The 21,933-nt window shown below is 61.5% G+C and carries 20 protein-coding genes; all 20 read left to right on the top strand.

What is annotated here, in order from left to right:
- The first annotated feature begins 30 nt into the window (after positions 1-30).
- A complete protein-coding gene (gene alaS / locus EWR20_RS05235; RefSeq protein ID WP_129359592.1) occupies positions 31-2,715 on the top strand; it encodes an alanine--tRNA ligase in 2,685 nt (894 codons plus the stop codon).
- Between the two features lie 28 nt (positions 2,716-2,743).
- Positions 2,744-3,265, top strand: a complete 522-nt coding sequence (ruvX, locus tag EWR20_RS05240) for a Holliday junction resolvase RuvX (protein ID WP_129359593.1) — start codon at positions 2,744-2,746, stop codon at positions 3,263-3,265.
- A complete protein-coding gene (mltG, locus tag EWR20_RS05245) occupies positions 3,262-4,476 on the top strand; it encodes an endolytic transglycosylase MltG (protein ID WP_129359594.1) in 1,215 nt (404 codons plus the stop codon). Before ruvX ends, mltG begins: the two co-directional genes overlap by 4 nt.
- Entirely contained in the window at positions 4,446-5,402 is a 957-nt protein-coding gene (locus EWR20_RS05250) for a shikimate dehydrogenase (RefSeq protein WP_238147597.1), read from the top strand. Before mltG ends, EWR20_RS05250 begins: the two co-directional genes overlap by 31 nt.
- A 74-nt stretch (positions 5,403-5,476) precedes the next feature.
- Positions 5,477-6,697, top strand: a complete 1,221-nt coding sequence (gene aroC, locus EWR20_RS05255; protein WP_129359595.1) for a chorismate synthase — start codon at positions 5,477-5,479, stop codon at positions 6,695-6,697.
- Entirely contained in the window at positions 6,694-7,230 is a 537-nt protein-coding gene (locus tag EWR20_RS05260) for a shikimate kinase (protein WP_238147598.1), read from the top strand. Before aroC ends, EWR20_RS05260 begins: the two co-directional genes overlap by 4 nt.
- A gap of 59 nt (positions 7,231-7,289) precedes the next feature.
- Positions 7,290-8,390 carry a 3-dehydroquinate synthase gene (gene aroB, locus EWR20_RS05265; protein ID WP_129359597.1) on the top strand — a complete coding sequence of 367 codons (1,101 nt, stop codon included), beginning with the start codon at positions 7,290-7,292 and terminating at the stop codon, positions 8,388-8,390.
- A 98-nt stretch (positions 8,391-8,488) separates the two neighbouring features.
- Positions 8,489-9,052, top strand: coding sequence for an elongation factor P (efp, locus tag EWR20_RS05270; RefSeq protein WP_129359598.1), 564 nt, complete (start codon positions 8,489-8,491; stop codon positions 9,050-9,052).
- Complete coding sequence (gene nusB, locus EWR20_RS05275; protein ID WP_129359599.1) at positions 9,049-9,462, top strand: transcription antitermination factor NusB; 414 nt, start codon at positions 9,049-9,051, stop codon at positions 9,460-9,462. The genes efp and nusB overlap by 4 nt, the downstream gene beginning before the upstream one ends.
- A 319-nt stretch (positions 9,463-9,781) precedes the next feature.
- Positions 9,782-10,444, top strand: a complete 663-nt coding sequence (gene pyrR, locus EWR20_RS05280) for a bifunctional pyr operon transcriptional regulator/uracil phosphoribosyltransferase PyrR (protein WP_129359600.1) — start codon at positions 9,782-9,784, stop codon at positions 10,442-10,444.
- Entirely contained in the window at positions 10,441-11,424 is a 984-nt protein-coding gene (locus EWR20_RS05285) for an aspartate carbamoyltransferase catalytic subunit (protein WP_129359601.1), read from the top strand. The genes pyrR and EWR20_RS05285 overlap by 4 nt, the downstream gene beginning before the upstream one ends.
- Positions 11,425-11,432: 8 nt before the next feature.
- Positions 11,433-12,755 (top strand): dihydroorotase, encoded by a 1,323-nt coding sequence (locus EWR20_RS05290; RefSeq protein WP_129359602.1) that lies wholly within the window; start codon positions 11,433-11,435, stop codon positions 12,753-12,755.
- Positions 12,756-12,761: 6 nt separating this feature from the next.
- Positions 12,762-13,352 carry a PH-like domain-containing protein gene (locus EWR20_RS05295; RefSeq protein WP_178945686.1) on the top strand — a complete coding sequence of 197 codons (591 nt, stop codon included), beginning with the start codon at positions 12,762-12,764 and terminating at the stop codon, positions 13,350-13,352.
- 4 nt (positions 13,353-13,356) lie between these two features.
- Entirely contained in the window at positions 13,357-14,544 is a 1,188-nt protein-coding gene (carA, locus tag EWR20_RS05300; protein WP_129359603.1) for a glutamine-hydrolyzing carbamoyl-phosphate synthase small subunit, read from the top strand.
- Positions 14,545-14,548: 4 nt separating this feature from the next.
- Positions 14,549-17,863, top strand: coding sequence for a carbamoyl-phosphate synthase large subunit (carB, locus tag EWR20_RS05305; RefSeq protein ID WP_129359604.1), 3,315 nt, complete (start codon positions 14,549-14,551; stop codon positions 17,861-17,863).
- Positions 17,860-18,717 carry an orotidine-5'-phosphate decarboxylase gene (pyrF, locus tag EWR20_RS05310; RefSeq protein WP_129359605.1) on the top strand — a complete coding sequence of 286 codons (858 nt, stop codon included), beginning with the start codon at positions 17,860-17,862 and terminating at the stop codon, positions 18,715-18,717. Before carB ends, pyrF begins: the two co-directional genes overlap by 4 nt.
- 336 nt (positions 18,718-19,053) lie before the next feature.
- On the top strand, positions 19,054-19,368 hold the full coding sequence (mihF, locus tag EWR20_RS05315) for an integration host factor, actinobacterial type (RefSeq protein ID WP_129359606.1): 315 nt from the start codon (positions 19,054-19,056) through the stop codon (positions 19,366-19,368).
- Between the two features lie 4 nt (positions 19,369-19,372).
- On the top strand, positions 19,373-19,957 hold the full coding sequence (gene gmk / locus EWR20_RS05320; protein WP_238147599.1) for a guanylate kinase: 585 nt from the start codon (positions 19,373-19,375) through the stop codon (positions 19,955-19,957).
- Between the two features lie 205 nt (positions 19,958-20,162).
- Positions 20,163-20,579 (top strand): DNA-directed RNA polymerase subunit omega, encoded by a 417-nt coding sequence (gene rpoZ, locus EWR20_RS05325; protein ID WP_129359608.1) that lies wholly within the window; start codon positions 20,163-20,165, stop codon positions 20,577-20,579.
- A 59-nt stretch (positions 20,580-20,638) separates the two neighbouring features.
- On the top strand, positions 20,639-21,931 hold the full coding sequence (coaBC, locus tag EWR20_RS05330) for a bifunctional phosphopantothenoylcysteine decarboxylase/phosphopantothenate--cysteine ligase CoaBC (RefSeq protein WP_129359609.1): 1,293 nt from the start codon (positions 20,639-20,641) through the stop codon (positions 21,929-21,931).
- The last annotated feature ends 2 nt before the right edge of the window (positions 21,932-21,933 follow it).

Below are 21,933 nucleotides of genomic sequence, written 5' to 3' on the forward strand. Positions count from 1 at the left end.
GGCACTCAGGACGAAGGACTTATAGCCGATATGCTCTCCCAGGAAATTAAGCAGCGCTGGATCGAATTCTTCGAAGAGCGTGGACACACTGTGGTCCCCTCTGCTTCCTTGGTTTCGAACGAAGCCGGAGCGATGTTCACGATCGCCGGCATGGTCCCGTTCATCCCCTACTTTCTCGGACGGGAAAAGGCACCGTACAGCCGAGCGACTTCTGTGCAGAAATGCATCCGTACGCTCGATATCGATGAGGTCGGCAAAACCGCGCGTCACGGAACGTTCTTCCAGATGGCCGGCAACTTCTCCTTCGGCGACTACTTCAAGGACGAAGCGATTCCCTTCGCCTACACCCTGCTGACCACTCCGCAGTCCGAGGGCGGATTCGGCCTGGATCCCGATCGCCTCTGGGTGACCGTGTACGAAGGCGACCAAGAGGCCTTCGACATCTGGACCCGCAAGGTCGGTTTCCCAGAAGAACGCATCCAGCGCATGAACATGCAGGAAAACTACTGGTCAACCGGCCAGCCCGGGCCGGCCGGCCCCGACTCGGAGATCTTCTACGACCGCGGACCGGCCTACGGCAAAGAAGGCGGCCCCGCCGCCGACGACGACCGCTACATTGAAATCTGGAACCTCGTGTTCATGCAGTTCCAGCGTGGCGAGGGCATCGGCAAAGACGACTTCGAAATCCTCGGTGAGCTGCCGAAGAAGAACATCGATACCGGTATGGGACTCGAGCGTCTCGCGATGCTGCTGCAAGGAGTCGAGAACTTCTATGAGACAGACCAGGTCCGCCCGGTTCTCGACGCCGCATCCGAGCTCTCCGGAAAGAAATACTTCGGTTCCGAGTCCTCCGCGGACGAAGGCTACGAAGACGATGTGCGCCTGCGCGTCGTCGCCGACCACATTCGATCGTCACTCATGCTGATCTCCGACGGCGTGACGCCGTCGAATGAGGGGCGTGGGTACATCTTGCGGCGCTTGCTGCGTCGAGCCATTCGGGCCATGCGCCTTCTCGGCGTGACCGAGCCCTGCCTGCCGGTGCTGTTCCCCGCCTCCCGGGACGCGATGAAGGGCGCCTACCCCGAGGTCGCCGACGACTTCGACCGGATCTCGCGCATCGCCTACGCGGAAGAGCGGGCGTTCCTTCACACGATCGAGTCGGGCACCACACGCCTGAACGAAGCGGTCCAGCACGCCAAAACCGGCGGGGGATCGGTGAGCGGAGAAGAAGCTTTCGCTCTCCACGACACCTACGGTTTCCCGATCGACCTGACCCTCGAAATGGCCAGCGAAGCCGGCGTGGCCGTGGACGAGAAAGCATTTCGTTCGCTCATGGAAGAGCAACGTCACCGGGCCCAGGCCGATGCGAAGGCCAAGAAGGGCTCCCACGCGGACCTCGGCGCCTTCCGGCAACTGGTCGATGAGCGCGGTTCCGTTTTCACCGGTTACACCCAGCTCAGCGGTGAAAGCACCATTCGCGCAATCCTCCAGAACGGCGTGACCGTGCCTGCCGCCTCCAAGGGCGAAACGGTGGAGATCGTGCTCGACGAGACCCCCTTCTACGCAGAAGCCGGCGGCCAAGCCGCAGATACGGGCCTCATTAGCGGAAACGGTTATTCCGTCCGCGTTCACGATGTTCAGCAGCCCGTTCGCGGTCTCAGCGTTCATAAGGGCGAAGTCATTGAGGGCGAGGTTGTCGCGGGCTCGGAGGCAAGGGCCCAGGTGGACGTCCAGAGACGCAAGGACGCGGAAAAGGCCCACTCCGGAACCCACGTCGTTCACGCTGCACTGCGTCGTGTCCTCGGACCGGAAGCCGTTCAACGAGGCTCCTTCAACAAAGAGGGCTACCTCCGCTTCGACTTCGCCTGGACCGAATCCCTCTCGGACACGGTCCGCGAAGAGGTTGAAGGCCTGTCCAATACCGCGATCCGTGACAATTACGAGGTCATCACTCGTGAGATGCCCCTCGACGAGGCCAAAGCCATGGGGGCCATCGGTCTGTTCGGCGAGAAATACGGCGACGTCGTACGAGTTGTCGAGATGAACGGCGACTTCTCCCGCGAGTTGTGCGGCGGTACCCACGTGTCAAGCTCCGCGGAGATCGGTTCCCTCTCGTTGCTCTCGGAGCAGTCCGTGGGCTCCGGGAACCGCCGCGTCGAGGCCCTGGTCGGTTTGGACTCCTTCAACCATCTGGCCGCCGAGCGCACGCTCGTCAACCAACTGACAGATCTGTTGAAGGTCCAGAACTCCACGGACCTCCCCGAGAAAATTAACTCGACCCTGAACCGCCTCAAGTCTGCGGAGAAGGAACTAGAAAAGCTGCGCAAGGAAAAGCTTCAGGCGGAAGCCGGGCGCTTGGTCGAGTCCGCTGAACTCATCGGCGGCGTCCGTCTGCTGACCCACAATGCGGGGGATTTGGCCGCCGACGACGTGCGGAACCTGGCCACCGACCTGCGCCAACGTTTGGGCGAGGACGCGGCCACCGTCGTCGTCGCAGGCACCAATAACGGCAGGCCCGTGGTGGTTGTTGCAACCAACCAGGCCGCACGGGATCTGGGTGTCAAGGCCGGTGCACTTGTCCGCACCGCTGCCGGCGTCCTCGGCGGCGGTGGCGGAGGCAAGGACGATCTCGCCCAGGGCGGCGGGCAGGAGACGGCCAAGATCGACGAGGCCTTCACGAGTGTCAAAAGCCAGGTTGCTCAGGCCGGCAAGTAAGGAATCTGTGTTCACACGAGGAGTGCGCATGGGGGTCGACGTGGGCAACGCCCGCGTCGGCCTCGCTCTGTGCGACCCGGACGGCATCCTTGCGACGCCTCTGAAGACACTGAAGCGCAATGCCAACACCAATTCGGATCGCCGCGTATTAAGAAAATTGATGGACGTGCATAATGTTACGGAAGTATTCGTAGGCCATCCACGCACCATGCGTGGTGGATCGAGCCCGTCGACGCAAATGGCGGAAGACTATGCCGAGGGGCTCGTCTCCGAGCTGGCCGACGAGGGCAGAGGCGATATACCAGTGTGGTTGGTGGACGAAAGACTCACGACAGTCTCGGCCCATCGGTCGCTCCACGAGGCCGGCGTGTCCTCTCGGGACTTCAAGTCCATGGTCGACCAGGTTGCAGCGGCTAATATTCTTCAACAGGCGGTCGACGCGCTCAAAGCTGATCGGTCTGTCGCCGGATATTGTGTTAACCCAGAGCCACGCGGCGAGTCTCCCGAGCCGTTACCCGATGACGTCGAAAAGAATGGAGAACCTTCGTGAGCGAAGATTCATCACGAAAAAACCGTGGAGAGTCTTCGGGTGATGACAATGAGTCCTTTCACGGGCTTTTCTCCCCGACAGAAGCCGAGCGACGCGCCGGCATCGAGGGTCTCCGCATCGAGCAGGAGAGTCTGACTCCTGACCAGATCCGTAGGCGTTACGCACGACGCCGCCAAGTTCTGGTCTCGGCCACGATCATCTTTGTGATTGCTCTGGTGGCATCGCTTGCCATCATTGGACCGCAAACCGGACTTTTCGAGGTGAAGGATTACCGCGGCGACGGCAACGGGAAGAACGTCAGCATCACCGTGAGCGAGGGCGATACCAACGGAACCGTTGGGCAGAGACTTGAGCAGAAAGACGTCATCGCGAACGCGGACAAGTTCGTCGAAGTCATGGAGGACAAAGGCTCCGGCAAATTCATTCAGCCCGGAACCTTTGAACTGCAGCAGCACATGAGCTCCGAATCAGCGATGAACTCGCTGACCGGCAGCGGCAGCGCCAAACATTACGTCGCGATCAACCAGAACCAGCGCAAGGATGAGACATTCGACGCGTTGGCCAAGGGAACGGGAATCAGCGTCGACAAATTCAAGACTCTCGACAACGACCCGGGCAAGTTCGGCATACCGAGTCAATTCGACTCGTTGGAAGGCTTCCTGCACCCCGGTGAGTACCGTTTTGCCGCGGACGCCTCCGCCGACGACGTCATCCAGGAAATGGTCGACAAGACCAAGAAGGATCTCAAGGACGCCGGGGTCGAGGGAGACGACGAGGTGTTCCACACCGTTACGGTCGCGTCGATTCTAGAATTCGAAGCAAAGCCGCGGGACTACAAGGGCGTGGCCGGTGCCATCGACAACCGTGTCAACAATGTCGACGGGGAGACACAGGGATTCCTTCAGTCCGACGCAACCGTTGCTTACGGGCTGGGGGAGAAGACCTACCAGATCAGCAACGAGCAGAAGCAGGATGCGTCGAATAAATACAACACCTTCGCGAACAAGGGCCTGCCCGTAGGCCCCATCGGTTCCCCGGCCGCTCAGGCGATCAAGGCAGCGGCCCACCCGGACCACAACGATTACTACTACTGGGTGACCGTGGACCTGGATACCGGTGAAACGAAATTCGCGAAAACCTACGAAGAGCACGAGAAGAACGTCGAGGAATACGACAACTGGTGCTCCGAGCACGAGGGCAAATGCGTCTGATCGAAACCCCGGGCGCCCCCTGGGCCGCGGTTCTGGGACATCCGGTAGGCCACAGCTTGTCGCCGGTGATGCACCGGGCCGCGTACCGTGTGCTCGGCTCCGATATCGAATACACCGCGGCCGATATCCAGGAAGAAACCCTCGCCGACGTCGTGGAGCCAGCACTCCAGGACGGCAATTGGCGCGGTTTCTCCGTGACCATGCCGTTGAAATCGGCGGCGTGCCGCTTCGCCGGACGGCTGACCGAATTCGCACAAACGGTCGGAGTGATCAACACCCTGGCACCCGTTGGTGGAGCGGATGGTCAGGTCGTCGGGCACAATACCGATGTCTCCGGCATCGTCAACGCGCTGCTGAGGACCGGGGCGTGCACGAGCAAGGAACCCGAGGCAGCGATCATCGGCGGCGGTGGCACCGCAACCGCAGCGGTCGCGGCTCTCCACGTACTGGGAGCGGCACGTTGCACGGTCTTCGTCCGGGATTCCGCTCGGGCAGGCCGCGTCGTCGACGTTGCCGGGCGGCTGGGCATGGAACTGAGCTTCGAGCCTCTGGACGAGGCTGCTACCAGTCTCTCCGGATTCGACCTTGTGGTCTCCACATTGCCAGCCCGAGCTTTCGACACGTATGCCCAGTCGATTCAAGGCGATCTCAGCCGGACCGCGGTCTTGGACGTCTCCTACGATCCGTGGCCTTCCGATCTTGCCCAGGCCATCAGCGCTTGCGGCGGCACCCCGGTCTCGGGACGTGAAATGCTCTTGTACCAAGCCGTTGACCAGATCAAACTGTTTACCGGGCAGAGCCTTTTCGAAGCTTTGCCGAACCAGGAGGCAGTGCTCTCGGTCATGGCCGAGGCTCTCGGCCTCACACCGCGGACCGATGAGCCGCGCCTGGTCTGCGACGACAAAATGCTTCGGCCCAGAAACTAAGGGCCGCGACGACGTCGTTGCGCCGGGGCCCCGAGCCCGGGCCCCAGACGATCACCGAAAGATGAGGTAACACCGTGACATTGCGTTGGCTGACCGCCGGAGAGTCCCATGGAGAGGCTCTTGTCGGAATCATTGAGGGCGTTCCCGCGGGCGTCGAGCTCACCTCGGAGGACATCCGCCGTGCCCTGGCCCGGCGCCGCCTCGGATACGGTCGCGGTGCCCGCATGAAATTCGAAGAGGACCGCGTCAGGATCCTGGGAGGCGTCCGGCACGGGCTGACCCAGGGCGGCCCCGTGGCGATCGAAATCGCCAATACGGAGTGGCCGAAGTGGACCGACGTGATGTCCTCAGATCCCGTGGATACGGAGGTGCTCGAGGGGCGGGCTCGCAACGCTCCGTTGACGCGCCCCCGCCCCGGTCACGCGGATTTCACGGGAATGCAGAAATACGGTTTTTCAGAGGCCCGTCCCGTCCTGGAACGCGCCAGCGCGCGAGAGACCGCGACACGAGTAGCACTCGGTGTGGTCGCCTCCCAGATTCTCAAATCTTTGGGCGCCGGGCTGGTCAGCCACACCACGGCTATCGGGTCGGTTTCTGCCCCGGAGGACGCCCCACGGCCGGTGCCTCGCGACGTCGGCGCGCTCGACGCCGATCCTCTTCGGTGCTTCGACGCGTCCACCTCCGAAGCGATGGTCGCCGAGGTGGACGCCGCGCACAAGGACGGCGAGACGCTCGGTGGCGTCGTGGAGGTTCTTGCCTACGGACTGGTACCGGGCTTGGGCTCATACGTCCACTGGGATCGCCGCCTCGACTCCCGCTTGGCCGGTGCCCTCATGGGGATCCAGGCGATCAAGGGTGTCGAAGTGGGGGACGGTTTCTTGACGGCCGCCCGCCGCGGGACGGAAGCCCATGACGAAATCACCCAGGACGAGCAAGGTCGAGTTCAGCGCGCGTCGAATCGCGCCGGCGGAATTGAAGGTGGCATGAGCATCGGAGACGCCCTTCGAGTGCGCGCCGGGATGAAACCCATCGCGACGGTGCCCCGGGCACTGAAAACCGTGGACACGTCCTCCGGAGAAGCGACCACGGCCCATCACCAGCGGTCGGATGTATGTGCGGTGCCGGCCGCAGGCGTTGTGGCCGAGGCAATGGTGGCCCTGGTTCTGGCGGATGCCTACACCGAGAAGTTCGGCGGCGATTCGATCGCGGAGACACGACGAAACGTCGATGCTTACCTCGCATCGATTCCCGAAGAACTGGATTTCGCCCCGAACATCGAAGGATGGGACTCATGAGCTCCGGACAACAAGGACCTGTGATTCTGATCGGGCCGATGGCCGCAGGCAAATCCTTCCTAGCCCTGCACCTATCTAAATTCTTCGGCTACGGATTCGTGGATGTCGACCAACTGATCGTTGAGCGCCACGGCGTCATCGCGGAACTGTTCGTCGAATACGGCGAGAAGTATTTTCGAGATATAGAAGCCGATACCATCGAAATGCTTCTTCGCTCCCCGGACCATCAGAACTCCGTAATCTCCATCGGTGGCGGCGCCCCCATGACTGCGCGTGTGCAGGAGCTCCTGGACGCGCATACCGTGGTGTATGTGCTGGTGGATGATGAAACCGTGCGGCCTCGTATCGAGGGGAACACCACACGGCCGATGCTCCAGCCGGATCCCATTGCACGGTGGCACGAGCTCTTCGAGGCACGCCGCGAAACATACGAGCGGCTCGCGACGATCGTCCTCGATGGACGCGGCGACCGGGAGATCGTATCGATGGCGGACGAACTCCACCGCAACATTCAACAGATTCGTTCCGCCTGAGCGCGGACAAATGGCAACGGGGCAGGAACGCTCCCGACGCAGCAGACCAGGAGGATCACATGGCCGACGGGCCCTCAGACGCAACGCGCATTCCGGTCACCGGAACACAACCCTCGGAGAACTACGACGTTCATGTGGGCCACGATCTACTCGGGAAGCTCCCCGAAATTCTCGGGCCTCGCGTGCGTCGAATTCTCGTGATCCATCCACGGGCCCTGCGCTCGACGGGTGAGCTGGTCATGAACGATCTCAAGGCAGCCGGTCTCGAATCCTTCAGTGCCGAGATCCCGGATGCCGAAGAAGGCAAGCACGTCCAGGTCGCGGCATTCTGCTGGCAGGTGCTCGGCCAGAACGACTTCACGCGTTCCGACGCGATCATCTCCGTGGGCGGAGGCGCCGTGAGCGACGTCGCAGGGTTCGTGGCGGCAACGTGGCTCAGGGGCGTGCGCGTCGTACACATCCCGACGACGCTGCTCGGAATGGTTGACGCAGCCGTGGGAGGCAAAACGGGCATCAACACCGCCGAAGGCAAAAACCTCGTGGGCTCATTCCACCCTCCGGCAGCCGTCCTGTGCGATATCGGTACGTTGAGGACTCTTCCGGTCAACGAATTGGTCACCGGACTCGCCGAAGTGATCAAGTGCGGCTTCATCGCAGATCCGGAGATCCTCGACTTGATCGAGGCCCAGCCGGAAAAAATCCGTGATTCGCAGTCTGCCGTGATCCGAGAACTCATCGAACGATCCATACGCGTCAAAGCCGAGGTCGTCTCATCGGATCTCAAAGAATCCGGGCGTCGGGAGTTCCTGAATTACGGGCACACCCTGGGACACGCGATCGAGCTGAATGAACGCTACCAATGGCGCCACGGCGCCGCGGTGGCGGTCGGGATGATGTTCGCGGCAGAACTTGCGAGCACCGCGGGCAACTTGGAGGAAAGCGTCGTCGAGCGCACGCGTTCTATCCTGGAGAAGGTCGGGTTGCCGACGACGTACCGTGGTGACCAGTGGAAGAAATTGCTCGACGGCATGCACCGGGACAAGAAAGCCCGCGGGAACCTGTTGAGATTTGTGGTTTTGGACAAGATTGCTTCCCCACGAATCATGGAAGTTCCGGATGAGTCCATCCTCTTCGCGACGTATCAGGAGATCGCTTCCTGAATCGTCTCTCACAAGGGCGTTACAATAATTACCGATTCATTTTCATGGTGCACGCGTTTCGCAGCGTGCCATCGAAAAATCTGCCAAAAGGAGTGTTCGTGGCAACGACCAACGACATCAAGAACGGAACCATCCTCAAGCTGGACGGAAATCTCTGGGGCGTCATCGAGTTCCAGCACGTCAAGCCGGGTAAGGGCGGTGCGTTCGTGCGCACCAAGTTGCGCAACGTCAACAGCGGCAAAGTAGTCGACAAGACTTTCAATGCCGGTTCCAAGGTCGACCTCACCACCGTGGATCGCTCGGAATACCAGTACTTGTACCAGGACGGTTCCGACTACGTCTTCATGGACAACAAGACTTTTGACCAGATTTACGTCCCGGGGTCGGTCGTTGGCGATGCCGCCAACTTCATGCTCGAGAACCAGAACGTGACGTTGGCTCTGCACGACGGCGCTCCTTTGTACATTGAGCTGCCCCCGTCGGTTGTCCTGGAGATCACTTACACCGAGCCCGGCCTTCAGGGTGACCGTTCGACCGGTGGCAACAAGCCCGCGACCCTCGAGACCGGCGCGACCATCCAGGTCCCGCTGTTCGTTGAGCAGGGGACCAAGGTCAAGGTTGACACTCGTTCCGGCGATTACCTGGGTCGCGTCAACGAGTGAATTCGAGGACGAAGGCGCGCGTTCGCGCCCTGGAAGTTTTGTTCGAGTCCGAGGAACGCCAGCAGGACACCCTCGAGGTGCTTCGTCGCCGGCGTCTCCATACGGCCGCGATCATTTCGGAGTATTCCGAGCGGATCATCCGTGGGGTAGTCGACCATGATGAAGAGATTCGGGAGTTCGTGGAAACGTACTCCAAGGGCTGGACCATGGACCGCATGCCGTCCGTGGACCGGGCGATCCTGCGCTTGGGCGCATGGGAATTGCTCTACAACGACGACGTACCGGACGCCGTAGCAGTTTCAGAGGCGACTGGCCTGGCCAAGACGCACTCAACCGATGATTCGCCTCGGTTCATCAACGGTCTGCTGGGCAGATTGCAGAAGGTCAAACCGACCCTGTTGACGGATTAGGAAGTCAACGACGCCGCTGGGCAGCCTGCCTGGCGGCGTCTTTCGTATGTCTGAGGAACGTTCTGCCCGGTGAGGACGGGACGATTCCGCGGCGGCGTTGGGGAGCCAGATCGCAGGGGCCAAATCGCCGGATGCATGAGGCAAAGGCCTGTTGCGTGCTGGTCCGGCCCTCGACGTGCGATTCCGCGGCGGACCGCCGAAGACACATTTCGGTCTCGCGGGTCGTGCCAGCGTGACCCTGTGATACTTTTGGCCCAGATGAGAACATCTTGCTGACCTTTAAATTCCGTCCTGTGAGGCGGGGAAGGAGGCAAACGCGATGACCGAGAACTCACGCCGTGAAGGCAATACCCGAAATCGGGTATCCGAACACGCGCGCGTCATTCTGGATTCTGCGGATGTCAACCGGGTGCTAACCCGTATCGCCCACGAGATCGTCGAAGCCAACAAGGGCACGGAGGATCTCGTTCTCCTGGGCATTCCTCGGCGGGGCTTTCCGCTCGCCGAACGTATTGCCCAAAAAATCTCTTCGACCGAACCGGGATTCGATCCCAGTTCTTCTCTGGGGCAACTCGACGTCACGATGTATCGGGACGACCTGCGCCGCAACACCTCCCGGACGCCGCAACCGACCAGGATTCCGGCCGGCGGCATCGACGGCAAGAACGTGGTGCTCGTGGACGACGTGCTCTACTCGGGGCGCACGATCCGTGCTGCCTTGGATGCGTTGGGAGACTTCGGGCGGCCCGCGGTGGTCAGGTTGGCCGTGTTGGCCGATCGAGGGCACCGCCAGTTGCCGATCCGTGCGGATCACGTCGGCAAGAACCTGCCTACGTCCCAGGACGAGTCCGTTCGCGTCTTCCTCCGTGAAACGGATGAACCGGTCGCCTTGAATACAGGAGACGTCGACCGGGATCTGGACGACTGTGTCCTCCTGGACCCAGCCCAGGCACCCGCGACCGTGGAAGCGAGCCACGCATGAGACATCTTCTCGATACCAAGGACCTGAGCCTCGACGAAGCGGTCCAAATTCTCGATACCGCCGACAGTATGGCAGAGGTCGGGAACCGCGAAGTCAAGAAATTACCGGCGCTGCGCGGGCGAACCGTGGTCAACCTGTTTTTCGAGGATTCCACGCGAACTCGGATCTCCTTCGAAACTGCGGAAAAACGACTTTCGGCCGACGTCATCAACTTCGCGGCCAAGGGCTCTTCGGTCTCCAAGGGAGAATCCCTCAAGGACACGGCGCAGACCCTGGAAGCCATCAACGCGGACGCCATCGTGATCCGTCACCCCTCTTCGGGAGCTCCCGCGAGGTTGGCTGCGAGCGGGTGGATTTCTTCTCCCGTGATCAACGCGGGGGACGGAACGCACGCCCACCCGACGCAGGCCCTTCTGGACGCCATGACCCTCCGGCAGCACCGGTCCCGACTCACCGGTGCCGAAACCCGAGGGTCGGATCTCGATGGAATGAACGTTGCAATCGTGGGAGACGTCCTCCATTCACGCGTGGCCCGATCCAACGTGTGGTTGCTTGCTCTGCTCGGAGCGCGGGTCACCTTGGTCTCGCCCCCGACCTTGCTTCCCGTGGGCATCAAGGACTGGCCGGTCGAGGTGCAGTACAGCCTCGACGAGGCCATGAAACAGGACCTGGACGCGATCATGATGCTGCGCATACAGCGTGAAAGAATGCATGCGGCTTTCTTCCCTTCCTCGGAGGAATACGCGCGCCTCTGGGGTTTGACCCCTGAGCGCCTCGCCCTGCTCGATGCGCAAGGGGCCGAAACCGCGATTCTTCACCCCGGGCCCATGAACCGTGGCCTAGAAATCAGCGCGGCGGCGGCCGACTCACCGAGATCGCTGGTCCTGGACCAGGTCACCAACGGCGTCTCGGTCCGCATGTCCGTTCTCTACCACCTGATGACCGGTCCGCAGGACCAGCCCCAGACCTCCGCACTGTAAAGGACCTCATGAGCACTCAGAAATATCTCATCCGCGGTGCGCGCCTTCTCGGCGAAGAAACCGTCGATCTCCTCATCGGCAACGGCACAATAGCCGAGATCGGGGAGAACCTGGAAGGGCACGATGCCGACATCATCGAGGCCGCCGGCCTGATCGCCCTGCCCGGGCTGGTCGATGTCCACACCCACCTCCGGGAACCGGGACGCGAGGATACCGAAACCGTGGAAACCGGCACGCGTGCAGCCGCGGCCGGCGGATACACCGCAGTGTGCGCGATGGCGAATTCGAATCCCGTGGCCGACACCGCAGGTCTGGTCGAACAGGTTTGGGAACTCGGCCGTCAATCCGGTTGGGTGGATGTCCACCCGGTCGGGGCCGTGACCGTCGGTCTCAACGGTGAACGACTCTCTGAAATCGGTGCCATGGCCGATTCGCGGGCGCAGGTCCGTATGTTCTCCGATGACGGGAAGTGCGTTCACAACGCCGTGCTGATGCGGCGAGCCCTCGAGTACGTCAAGACGTTCGACGGCGTCGTGGCACAGCACGCTCAGGAGCCTCTCCTGACCGAGGGAGCGCAGATGAACGAAGGCAGTGTCTCGGCTGACCTCGGGCTGACCGGTTGGCCCGCCGTCGCCGAGGAAGCCATCATCGCTCGGGACGTTCTCTTGGCTCAGCACGTGGGCTCTCGCGTGCATATCTGCCATCTCTCGACCAAAGGATCCGTGGAGATCATCCGCTGGGCCAAGGAACGGGGGGTCGATGTGACCGCCGAGGTCACACCGCACCACTTGCTCCTCACGGACGAGTCGGTTCGCACCTACGATCCGGTCTACAAGGTCAATCCTCCGCTGAGAACACGGGAGGATGTCGAGGCCCTTCGCAATGCCGTGGCCGACGGAACCATCGATGTGATCGGTACCGACCATGCGCCCCATCCCACCGAAGCCAAGGAATGCGAGTGGGCTTGTGCAGCCATGGGCATGACGGGATTGGAAACAGCGCTGTCGATTGTCCAGCAGACTCTCGTGGAAACCGGAAAAATCCAATGGGCCGATGTCGCTCGCATCATGTCGTCCGAACCGGCCAAGATCGCGCGCATCCAAGACCAAGGGCGACCCTTGGTTACGGGTGAACCCGCGAACATCGTCCTGGTCGATCCCGAGGCACGCCGCGTCGTCGAGCCGGACAAGCACCAGTCCAAGGGCCGCAATTCGCCGTACCGGTCGATGGAGGTCCCGGGAGCGGTCCGAGCGACCTTCTTCAAAGGCCATCCCACTGTTGTGGACGGCCATATCAATTCGCCGCGGGCGCTCGTCGCCCCGGCAGACTAGGAACACATGTCCTTCAATCATTTGCTGACCCTTGTCTCCTCTGTGGTGCTGGCGGTCCTCGTGGTACTGCTGATCACCTGGGGGTGGAGGTCGCGTGCAAAACGTCAGTCGGGCATTTCAGACATTCCGGAGGTTCCGCGAGAACTCGACGGGGCAACGGCCGAATTCGCGTGCGACGTGCAATACGTGTGCACCACTACCGCGGGAGACTGGCTGGACAGAATCGCGGTACACGGGCTGGGCATGAAGTCCAACGGCAACGCCCTCGTGTACCCGAGCGGTCTGATCGTGACCCGCGACGGCGCGCGGGACCTTTGGATTCCCCGAGAAGACATCGAGGTCCTGCGCCGCGAATCGGGAATGGCCGGGAAATTCGTCGAGAAGGATGGTCTGGCCGTGATTTCGTGGCGGTTGGGCGACCGATTGGTCGATACGGGTCTCCGAACCCGAACCGCGGCCCATACGCCCGAGCTCATGGACCGACTGCGCGGCATCGCTCCGCAAGCACAATCCGAGCTTCCGGCAACTCATAGCACCCAGGCCTCCGAGCCCAAGCAGGATTCGTCGGATGCGTCCGCCGACCAGAAGAGGAAGTGAACTCATGACCAACGTACACAAGGCACCGGAACGGGCGCTCCTGGTCCTCGAAGACGGCACCGTTTTCCGCGGTCGTTCTTACGGCGCCGTGGGGGAGACCCTTGGCGAAGCGGTATTCTCGACCGGAATGACCGGTTACCAGGAGACGCTGACGGATCCCTCGTACGCGGGACAGATCGTCGTCCAGACGGCTCCCCATATCGGCAATACCGGCGTCAACGCCGAAGACGCCGAGTCTCGTCGCATATGGGTCAACGGATATGTGGTTCGGGATGCGGCTCGAGTGCCCTCCAATTGGCGGTCGGAGCGCTCACTGGACGATGAGCTTGTGGAACAAGGCGTGGTGGGAATCCAAGGGATCGATACCCGTGCGCTGACGCGCCACCTGCGAAACGCCGGCGCCATGCGTTCGGGCATCTTCAGCGGAGAGTCCGCCAGCGCGCCCGAGTCTGAATTGCTCGAGCGCGTCAAGAATTCGTCCGAGATGAAGGGGCAACAGCTGGCGGACCAGGTCACGGTGGCTTCCCAGCACACGATCGAACCTCGGGACCACGGGTGGACACAGGAGCCCCTCGGCACGCTCGTCGCCGTGGACCTCGGCATCAAATCGATGACGCCGCGGCGCTTCGCTGAGCGGGGCATCCGTGTGCACGTGGTTCCCGCGGACAGCACCGTGGAGCAGATCAGACAATTGCGCCCCGACGGAATCTTCTTCTCCAACGGCCCCGGAGACCCGGAGACGGCCGTTCAACAGGTCGAGGTACTGCGCTCAATTCTGCGCGCGGGCATCCCGTTCTTCGGAATCTGCTTCGGAAACCAGCTCCTCGGCCGCGCCCTCGGATTCGGCACCTACAAACTGCCCTTCGGGCACCGCGGCATCAACCAACCCGTGCTGGATCGCTCGACCGGCCGGGTCGAAATCACGGCCCAGAATCATGGTTTCGCCGTGGATGCCCCCTTGGACGGGCCAGTCACGGCCCCGAAATCGGAGTTCGGGCGTGTGGAGGTCTCACACATCGGGTTGAATGACGACGTCGTGGAAGGTCTCCGATGCCTCGATATCCCGGCTTTCTCCGTGCAATATCACCCGGAGGCAGCTGCCGGCCCGCATGACGCCGCCTACTTGTTCGACCGTTTCATCGAACTCATGACCGCAAATGACTCCGCTGCCCGCCAGAAAGCAGGAAAGTAACTTTATGCCTCGTCGTCAAGATCTCAAGAGCGTCCTGGTTATCGGCTCGGGACCCATCGTCATTGGCCAGGCGGCTGAATTCGATTACTCGGGTACCCAGGCCCTTCGAGTCCTCAAGGAAGAGGGGATACGAGTCATCCTGGTGAACTCGAATCCCGCGACCATCATGACGGATCCCGAATTCGCGGATGCCACTTACATCGAACCGATCACCCCGGACACGATCGAGCGCATCATCGACCGTGAGCGCCCCGATGCGATTCTGCCGACCCTGGGCGGTCAGACCGCGTTGAACGCCGCTATCGCTCTCGATGATCGCGGAACCCTGGCCAAATACAACGTCGAGTTGATCGGCGCGAATATCGCCGCGATCAATCTCGGTGAGGACCGTGAGGCTTTCAAGGGCGTCGTCGAACGGTGTGGAGCGGAATCGGCCAAGTCGATCATCGTCCATTCCATGGACGAGGCCTTGGCCGCGGCGAACAAACTCGGTTACCCGATGGTAGTCAGGCCGTCTTTCACCATGGGCGGGCTCGGTTCGGGCATGGCCTACAACGAGGAAGACCTGCACCGCATTGCGGGGGCCGGTATCCAGTACAGCCCCACGTCCGAGGTCCTCCTCGAGGAGTCGATCCTCGGGTGGAAGGAATACGAGCTGGAGATGATGAGGGACAAGAACGACAACGTCGTTGTCGTCTGCTCCATCGAGAATTTCGATCCGGTAGGCGTTCACACGGGAGACTCGATTACCGTGGCGCCCGCGCTGACCCTGACGGACCGTGAATACCAGAAGATGCGCGACGTAGCGATCGCTGTGATTCGCGAGGTGGGCGTGGACACGGGCGGTTGCAACATCCAGTTCGCCGTGGACCCGGCAACCGGCCGTGTGGTGGTCATCGAGATGAACCCGCGTGTATCTCGGTCCTCTGCGTTGGCGTCGAAGGCCACGGGCTTCCCGATTGCCAAAATCGCCACGAAGCTTTCCCTGGGATACACCTTGGACGAGATCCCCAACGACATCACTCGCAAGACGCCGGCTTCCTTCGAGCCGACCCTGGACTACGTCGTCGTCAAGGTTCCGCGATTCGCCTTCGAGAAGTTCCCTGCGGCTGACCCCACACTGACGACCACCATGAAATCCGTGGGCGAAGCCATGGCTCTGGGACGTAACTTCACCGAAGCACTGCAGAAGGCCATGCGTTCACTCGAACAGAAGGGCAGCACCTTCTCCTTCGCTGAGGACGAGCTCGCGCCATCGGAGCTGCGAGAACTCATCGAAGCGACTAAAACCCCGACGACGGAGCGGCTCCACCAGGTCCGGCGTGCGCTGGCGGCTGGAGCGTCGATCCAGGACCTCTATGAGGCGACCGGAATCGATCCCTGGTACCTGGATCAGCTTCAGCTCATCAACGAGGTCGCAGACCAGGTTCGCGAGGATAAGAACCTGAGCCGTGAGACCCTTGAGCTGGCCAAGCGCCACGGATTCTCCGACGCTCAGATCGCGGAACTGGCCGACAGCCGTGAAGACATTGTGCGCGGGGTCCGTCATGCGCTGGGTGTGCGCCCCGTCTTCAAGACCGTGGATACGTGCGCCGCGGAGTTCGAGGCATTTACCCCGTACCATTACTCTTCCTACGACCAGGAGGACGAGGTCGAGCCCCACGAGGGCAAGTCGATCATGATTCTGGGCTCAGGGCCCAACCGTATCGGTCAGGGCATCGAATTCGACTATTCGTGTGTCCACGCGTCCATGGTTCTTCGGGAGGCCGGATACGAAACGGTCATGGTCAACTGCAACCCGGAGACGGTCTCGACGGACTACGACGTCTCAACGCGCTTGTACTTCGAACCGTTGACCCTCGAGGACGTTCTCGAGGTCATCGATTCGGAACGCCGTACCGGCGGCCTGATGGGAGTTTTCGTCCAGCTCGGCGGCCAGACGCCGCTCAAACTCGCGCGCGAGCTCAAGGAGGCAGGAGTCCCGATTCTCGGGACCTCCCCGGAGGCGATCGATTTGGCTGAGGACCGCGGCGAGTTCTCGCAGGTTCTCGAACAGGCCGGGCTGACCAGTCCCAAGAACGGCACGGCCTCGACATTCACCGACGCTAAAGTCATCGCCGACGATATCGGGTACCCGGTTCTGGTCCGACCCTCGTATGTTCTGGGCGGACGCGGCATGGAAATCGTGTACGACGAGGAGAACCTCGCTCGCTACTTGTCCAACGCGACAGAGGTCTCGCCGTCACAGCCTGCCCTGATCGACAAGTTCTTGGAAGATGCGATCGAAATCGACGTCGACGCACTGTTCGACGGGAATGACCTGTACATGGGCGGAATCATGGAGCATATCGAGGAAGCCGGTATCCACTCCGGTGACTCGTCCTGCACCTTGCCCCCAATCACGTTGAGCCCCGCAGTCCTGGACCAGGTTCGTCAGGCCACGCTGGGCATAGCCCAAGGCGTCGGCGTGAAAGGGCTGATCAACATCCAGTTTGCGGTCGCTTCGAACGTCCTCTACGTGATCGAGGCGAATCCCCGGGCATCGCGGACGGTTCCGTTCGTTTCCAAGGCCACGGGCGTGCAATTGGCCAAGGCTGCAGCGCTGATCGGCACGGGGGAGACAATTCAGTCCCTCAAGGCCTCGGGGCATTTGCCGAGCCACATGGACGGGGCCAATCTTCCGGAGGAAACAGCGATCGCCGTCAAGGAAGCGGTCCTGCCCTTCAACCGGTTCCGTACGCACTCGGGTGCCGCCGTCGACTCGCTGCTCGGGCCCGAAATGCGGTCAACCGGTGAGGTCATGGGCTTGCACAAATTTTTCGACACCGCATTCGCGAAGGCTCAGGCTGCGGTCGGAAACATCCTTCCGACCGAAGGCCGCGTCTTCGTGACCGTAGCGGACCGCGACAAGCGCGCGGCAATCGTCTACGTCAAGATGCTCAAAGAGCTCGGGTTCGAAATCATCACCACCGGCGGAACGGCCCAGGTCATGCGTCGAAACGGCGTGGACTGCACAGTGGTCCCCAAACTGCGCGACGCGAAGGAAGGCGAACGGACCATCGTCGATATGATCACCGACGGCGAGATTGCCTTGATCTTCAATACGCCGTCGGGAGCCGGATCCGCTCGTGGCGATGGCTACGAAATCCGCGCCGCGGCGACCAGCATCGGGTGCCCGCTCATGACGACGATTTCGGAATTCGGTGCGACGATCCAGTCCATCGACGCTCAGCGTCGCCACACGTGGGACGTGATGAGCCTGCAAGACCATGAGGCCACGCTCGCCGCCGCCGCGGAAGCCGAGGGAGCGAAAGCATGACGGCGACAGCTCGTCCCGCCGGGGACCGTTTGTACCGTGCGATGCAGGACAAGGGCCCGCTCTGCGTCGGGATCGATCCGCACCCCGCGCTTCTCGCAGCGTGGGGCCTGCCGGACGACGCCGGTGGCTGCGAGTCCTTTGCCCTGACGGTCATGGATGCCATCGGGGGAGAGGTCGCATCGGTCAAACCGCAGGTCGCGTTGTTCGAAAGGCACGGGTCTGATGGTCTGCGAGTCCTGGAACGGGTCGTCGCCAAGGGCAGAGCCTCCGGAACCCAAGTCATCTGCGATGCCAAACGTGGCGACATCGGTTCTACTATGGCCGCTTACGCCGACGCGTGGCTGGACGGAACATCGCCGTTGGCGGGGGACTCGGTGACCCTGAGCCCTTATCTGGGATTCGGGTCGCTGGTTCCTGCGCTGGATGTTGCGGACGCAAATCGACGAGGCACTTTCGTCCTTGCGCTGACCTCCAACCCGGAGGGCGCGGACGTCCAGCACCGAGGCCAGGAAGTATCGGTGGCCAAGAGCATCGTGGCGCAGGCCGAGAAGGAGAATCGACGTCGTGAGGCCGAGTTCGCAGGCCCCTGCGGATTGGTCGTCGGCGCAACGGTCGGGCCAGCACTGGAGACCTTGGGGATTTCGCTCGCGGAATTCAACGGGCTGATCCTGGCTCCGGGGTACGGGGCGCAGGGGGCCACCGAATCCGATTTGGCGAGGGTTTTTGAAGGGGTCACCGACCGAGTCGTCGTGGCTTCTTCCCGGGGGGTGCTCCAGTACGGACCCGATGCCGGCTCCTTGGTCGGCGAGGCCCGACGCTGTAACGACGCATTGATGGCGGCCTTAGGTCATTAGCCAAAGACGATCTGGACGTGCGGCCTTTATTGCACAACGCAACAGCCCTGGGAACAATTGATTGATATCCGTCTATTGTTCCTGGGGCCGGTCTTTTACGCTGCCATCGGGTCAACGGGCAAGCATGCGAAGACGCTGTGTTCGCCGGAATACCGAGGGTCCGGGGTCAAACTGCAGTTACGTCATCTCATGGAGCAGATAATCCGGCGAATGTTGAGTCGTGGCGCCTTTTTGATTGGTTTATTAGCCTACTCTGAGGTAATTTTGGGTCCATATCCACGAGGAGTTAATGGGGAACTAGCAATCTAACCTCGTGTGCCCATGAGAGGAGTAACTATGGCTCTGCGCCCTCTGACCGACGAAGAAAGAGCTGCCGCGCGTGAGAAAGCGAGACAGTCACGTCAGGTCCGTGCCGACGCGAAGTTGGCCCTTAAGAACCGAGAGATCACCATCAAGGAGTTTCTCGAGAGAGCCGATGCGGATGAGGCTTTGCAACGCATCCGTGTCGAGGATATGTTGAAATCCATCCCGAGCATCGGAGACATCCGAGCAGCGGCGATCATGAGGGAACTCAGGATCGCTCCGAGTCGACGCCTCCGAGGTTTGGGTGCCCATCAGCGCAGAAATCTCATCGAACACCTCGAAGGGTAATCCAGTGACAGAGACCCAGTCCCCGCAATTGACCGTATTAGCCGGACCGACAGCCGTGGGCAAGGGGACGGTCTCTGCGTACATCAGGGATCACTATCCAGAGGTGTGGCTCTCGGTATCCGCAACCACCAGGGATCCTCGGCCGGGTGAACAAGACGGCGTTCACTACTACTTCGTGTCGGATGAAGAATTCGATTCGATGATTGAAAATCGTCAGATGCTGGAGTGGGCAAAGGTCCACAACAATCACCGGTACGGAACCATGAAGACCATGGTCGAGGATGCCCTGGCGGCCGGGCGCCACGTGCTGCTGGAGATTGATCTGCAAGGTGCGCGCCAGGTACGAAACGCCATGCCGGAAGCCCAGATGATCTTCTTGGCTCCGCCAAGTTGGGAAGAGTTGGTCCGTCGACTCCGCACCCGCGGCACCGAAACCGATACGGAACAGCACGTTCGTCTCGAAACAGCCAAGGAAGAGCTCGGTGCCGAACCCGAATTCGACCAGACCGTCATCAATGAGACGATCGAACAAGCAGCAGGGGAGCTCGTGGAAATCATGGGTATTGCGCGGCGCTCCACCGAGGTCTAGGCCGCCGGCCCAGTCCCGGCCCTGGCCGACGGCCACGTGAGCTGACGGACAATCGATCCTCAATAGCAGATGAGACGTGCTTTCGACCCCTCACGGTTGTAGCATGGTGTATTAGGTTTGCCCGGTAGGTCATTTACGATGATCACCGGAAGGACGCTTGGCTAGCTAGGCCGGCGGTTTTTTATCAACGTCACGGGAGAATTTCTTGGCACTTTCCGAACATGAAGGCATCATCGACCCCTCGGTGGACTCGCTCCTCAAGAAGGCCGATTCGAAGTATGGCCTGGTCCTTTTCGGTGCCCGTCGCGCGCGCCAGATCAACGCCTACTACTCCCAGCTGCAAGAGGGGCTCTTCGAACACGTGGGCCCGCTCGTTGACACCGCAGTGAATGAGAAGTCCCTCTCCATCGCCATGCGAGAGATCGAAGAAGACCTCCTCGAATCTCACCCGGTCGAGGGCGGTCGTTACAACGAGAACGGTCAGCTGATTCACGATGACGAGCCCGTAGCCGATTTCTTCGGTTCGGATATCTTCGCCAACGACGCCGAGTCCACGGATACGTTCGTAGCATTCAGCGAAGAGGCAACCGAGGAATCCGGTTCGGAGAGCGAATCCGAATAATCCGACTTGCGTCTTCGTAGGCGAAGACACTACATCTCACGGACCGCTAGACTGGTTTCGTGCGAATTATTCTAGGTATAGGCGGAGGCATCGCGGCTTACAAGGCCGCGATGCTTCTGCGTTTGTTGAGCGAAGACGGCCGTGAGGTCGTAGCCATGCCGACCTTGTCTGCCCTCGAATTTGTCGGAGCCCCTACGTGGGAGGCGTTGTCGGGGCGTCCAGTCCGGACGTCCGTATTCGAAGATGTCGAAGCCGTCAACCACGTTCGGCAAGCTGAAGAAGCCGATCTGATCGTCGTCGCACCTGCAACCGCGGACCTTTTGGCGCGAGTTGCGACCGGCCGGGCTGATGACCTGTTGACGGCCACGATTCTTACGGCCACGTGTCCCGTTGTTTTCGCTCCCGCGATGCACACCCAGATGTGGGAGAACCCGGCGACCCGCCGAAACGTGCGACTGCTGCGCAGTTACGGGTACACCGTGATCGACCCCGCGGTCGGTCGGCTCACGGGTCATGACAGTGGAGCCGGGCGACTGCCGGAGCCTGCAGAAATCTATCGCCGCTGCCTGCAGGCCTACGATGACGCGAAGTCGAACCGACCGGAGGCTGTGGACCTCAGCGGAAAAAAGTTCGTAGTCACCGCGGGCGGTACTCGAGAGGCGCTGGACCCTGTTCGTTATCTCGGTAACCGGTCCTCGGGAAAACAAGGGATCGCCATCGCGCAGGCTGCCGCCGACCAAGGCGCCCAAGTGCACCTCATCCTGGCACACACTGAAGTCCCCGATCCGGAGGAGACCGAAAGGTTCGGCATCACTCGGGTCTCCTCTGCCCGGCAATTGCAGGCTTCCACGGAGCGGGCAACGATCGAAGAAGGAGCCGATGTCCTCGTCATGGCGGCCGCCGTCGCCGATTTTCGCCCACGGGAGGCCTACGGGTCCAAGATCAAGAAAGATCCGAACCGTGACGATGCCCCGGCGCTGGAACTCGTGCGCAATCCGGACATTCTCAAGGGCCTGGTCCGGGCCAAGAAAGAAAGCCGACATCATGCCCTCCTGGTCGGGTTCGCGGCTGAGACCGGCTCGGCCGAACAGAGCGTTGCCGAACTCGGTCGAGCAAAGCTGGCCTCCAAGGGATGCGATGTGCTCGTCGTCAACGAAGTAGGAACCGACCTCGTCTTCGGCAAGGATGAGACCGCGGCAACCATTCTGGTCCGTGGCGGAGAACGTGACCCCGAGGAGACCGAAGTCAGGGGGACGAAATCGGACCTCGCGCGACGTCTTGTGACGCGCGTGGCGTCACACTTCAACATTCCGCCAGAGCAGGCTCAGGCCGCGAACGAACTAGTAGAGTAGCC

Origin of the sequence: Rothia uropygioeca (assembly GCF_004136585.1) — a bacterium.
GTDB lineage: Bacteria > Actinomycetota > Actinomycetes > Actinomycetales > Micrococcaceae > Rothia.

What these genes read in the sequence shown, in the direction of transcription:
- alaS (WP_129359592.1), top strand. Translation starts at nt 31, where the DNA reads ATGCTCTCCCAGGAAATTAAGCAGCGCTGGATCGAATTCTTCGAAGAG.
- ruvX (WP_129359593.1), top strand. Translation starts at nt 2,744, where the DNA reads ATGGGGGTCGACGTGGGCAACGCCCGCGTCGGCCTCGCTCTGTGCGAC.
- EWR20_RS05260 (WP_238147598.1), top strand. Translation starts at nt 6,694, where the DNA reads ATGAGCTCCGGACAACAAGGACCTGTGATTCTGATCGGGCCGATGGCC.
- aroB (WP_129359597.1), top strand. Translation starts at nt 7,290, where the DNA reads ATGGCCGACGGGCCCTCAGACGCAACGCGCATTCCGGTCACCGGAACA.
- pyrR (WP_129359600.1), top strand. Translation starts at nt 9,782, where the DNA reads ATGACCGAGAACTCACGCCGTGAAGGCAATACCCGAAATCGGGTATCC.
- EWR20_RS05285 (WP_129359601.1), top strand. Translation starts at nt 10,441, where the DNA reads ATGAGACATCTTCTCGATACCAAGGACCTGAGCCTCGACGAAGCGGTC.
- EWR20_RS05290 (WP_129359602.1), top strand. Translation starts at nt 11,433, where the DNA reads ATGAGCACTCAGAAATATCTCATCCGCGGTGCGCGCCTTCTCGGCGAA.
- EWR20_RS05295 (WP_178945686.1), top strand. Translation starts at nt 12,762, where the DNA reads ATGTCCTTCAATCATTTGCTGACCCTTGTCTCCTCTGTGGTGCTGGCG.
- carA (WP_129359603.1), top strand. Translation starts at nt 13,357, where the DNA reads ATGACCAACGTACACAAGGCACCGGAACGGGCGCTCCTGGTCCTCGAA.
- carB (WP_129359604.1), top strand. Translation starts at nt 14,549, where the DNA reads ATGCCTCGTCGTCAAGATCTCAAGAGCGTCCTGGTTATCGGCTCGGGA.
- pyrF (WP_129359605.1), top strand. Translation starts at nt 17,860, where the DNA reads ATGACGGCGACAGCTCGTCCCGCCGGGGACCGTTTGTACCGTGCGATG.
- mihF (WP_129359606.1), top strand. Translation starts at nt 19,054, where the DNA reads ATGGCTCTGCGCCCTCTGACCGACGAAGAAAGAGCTGCCGCGCGTGAG.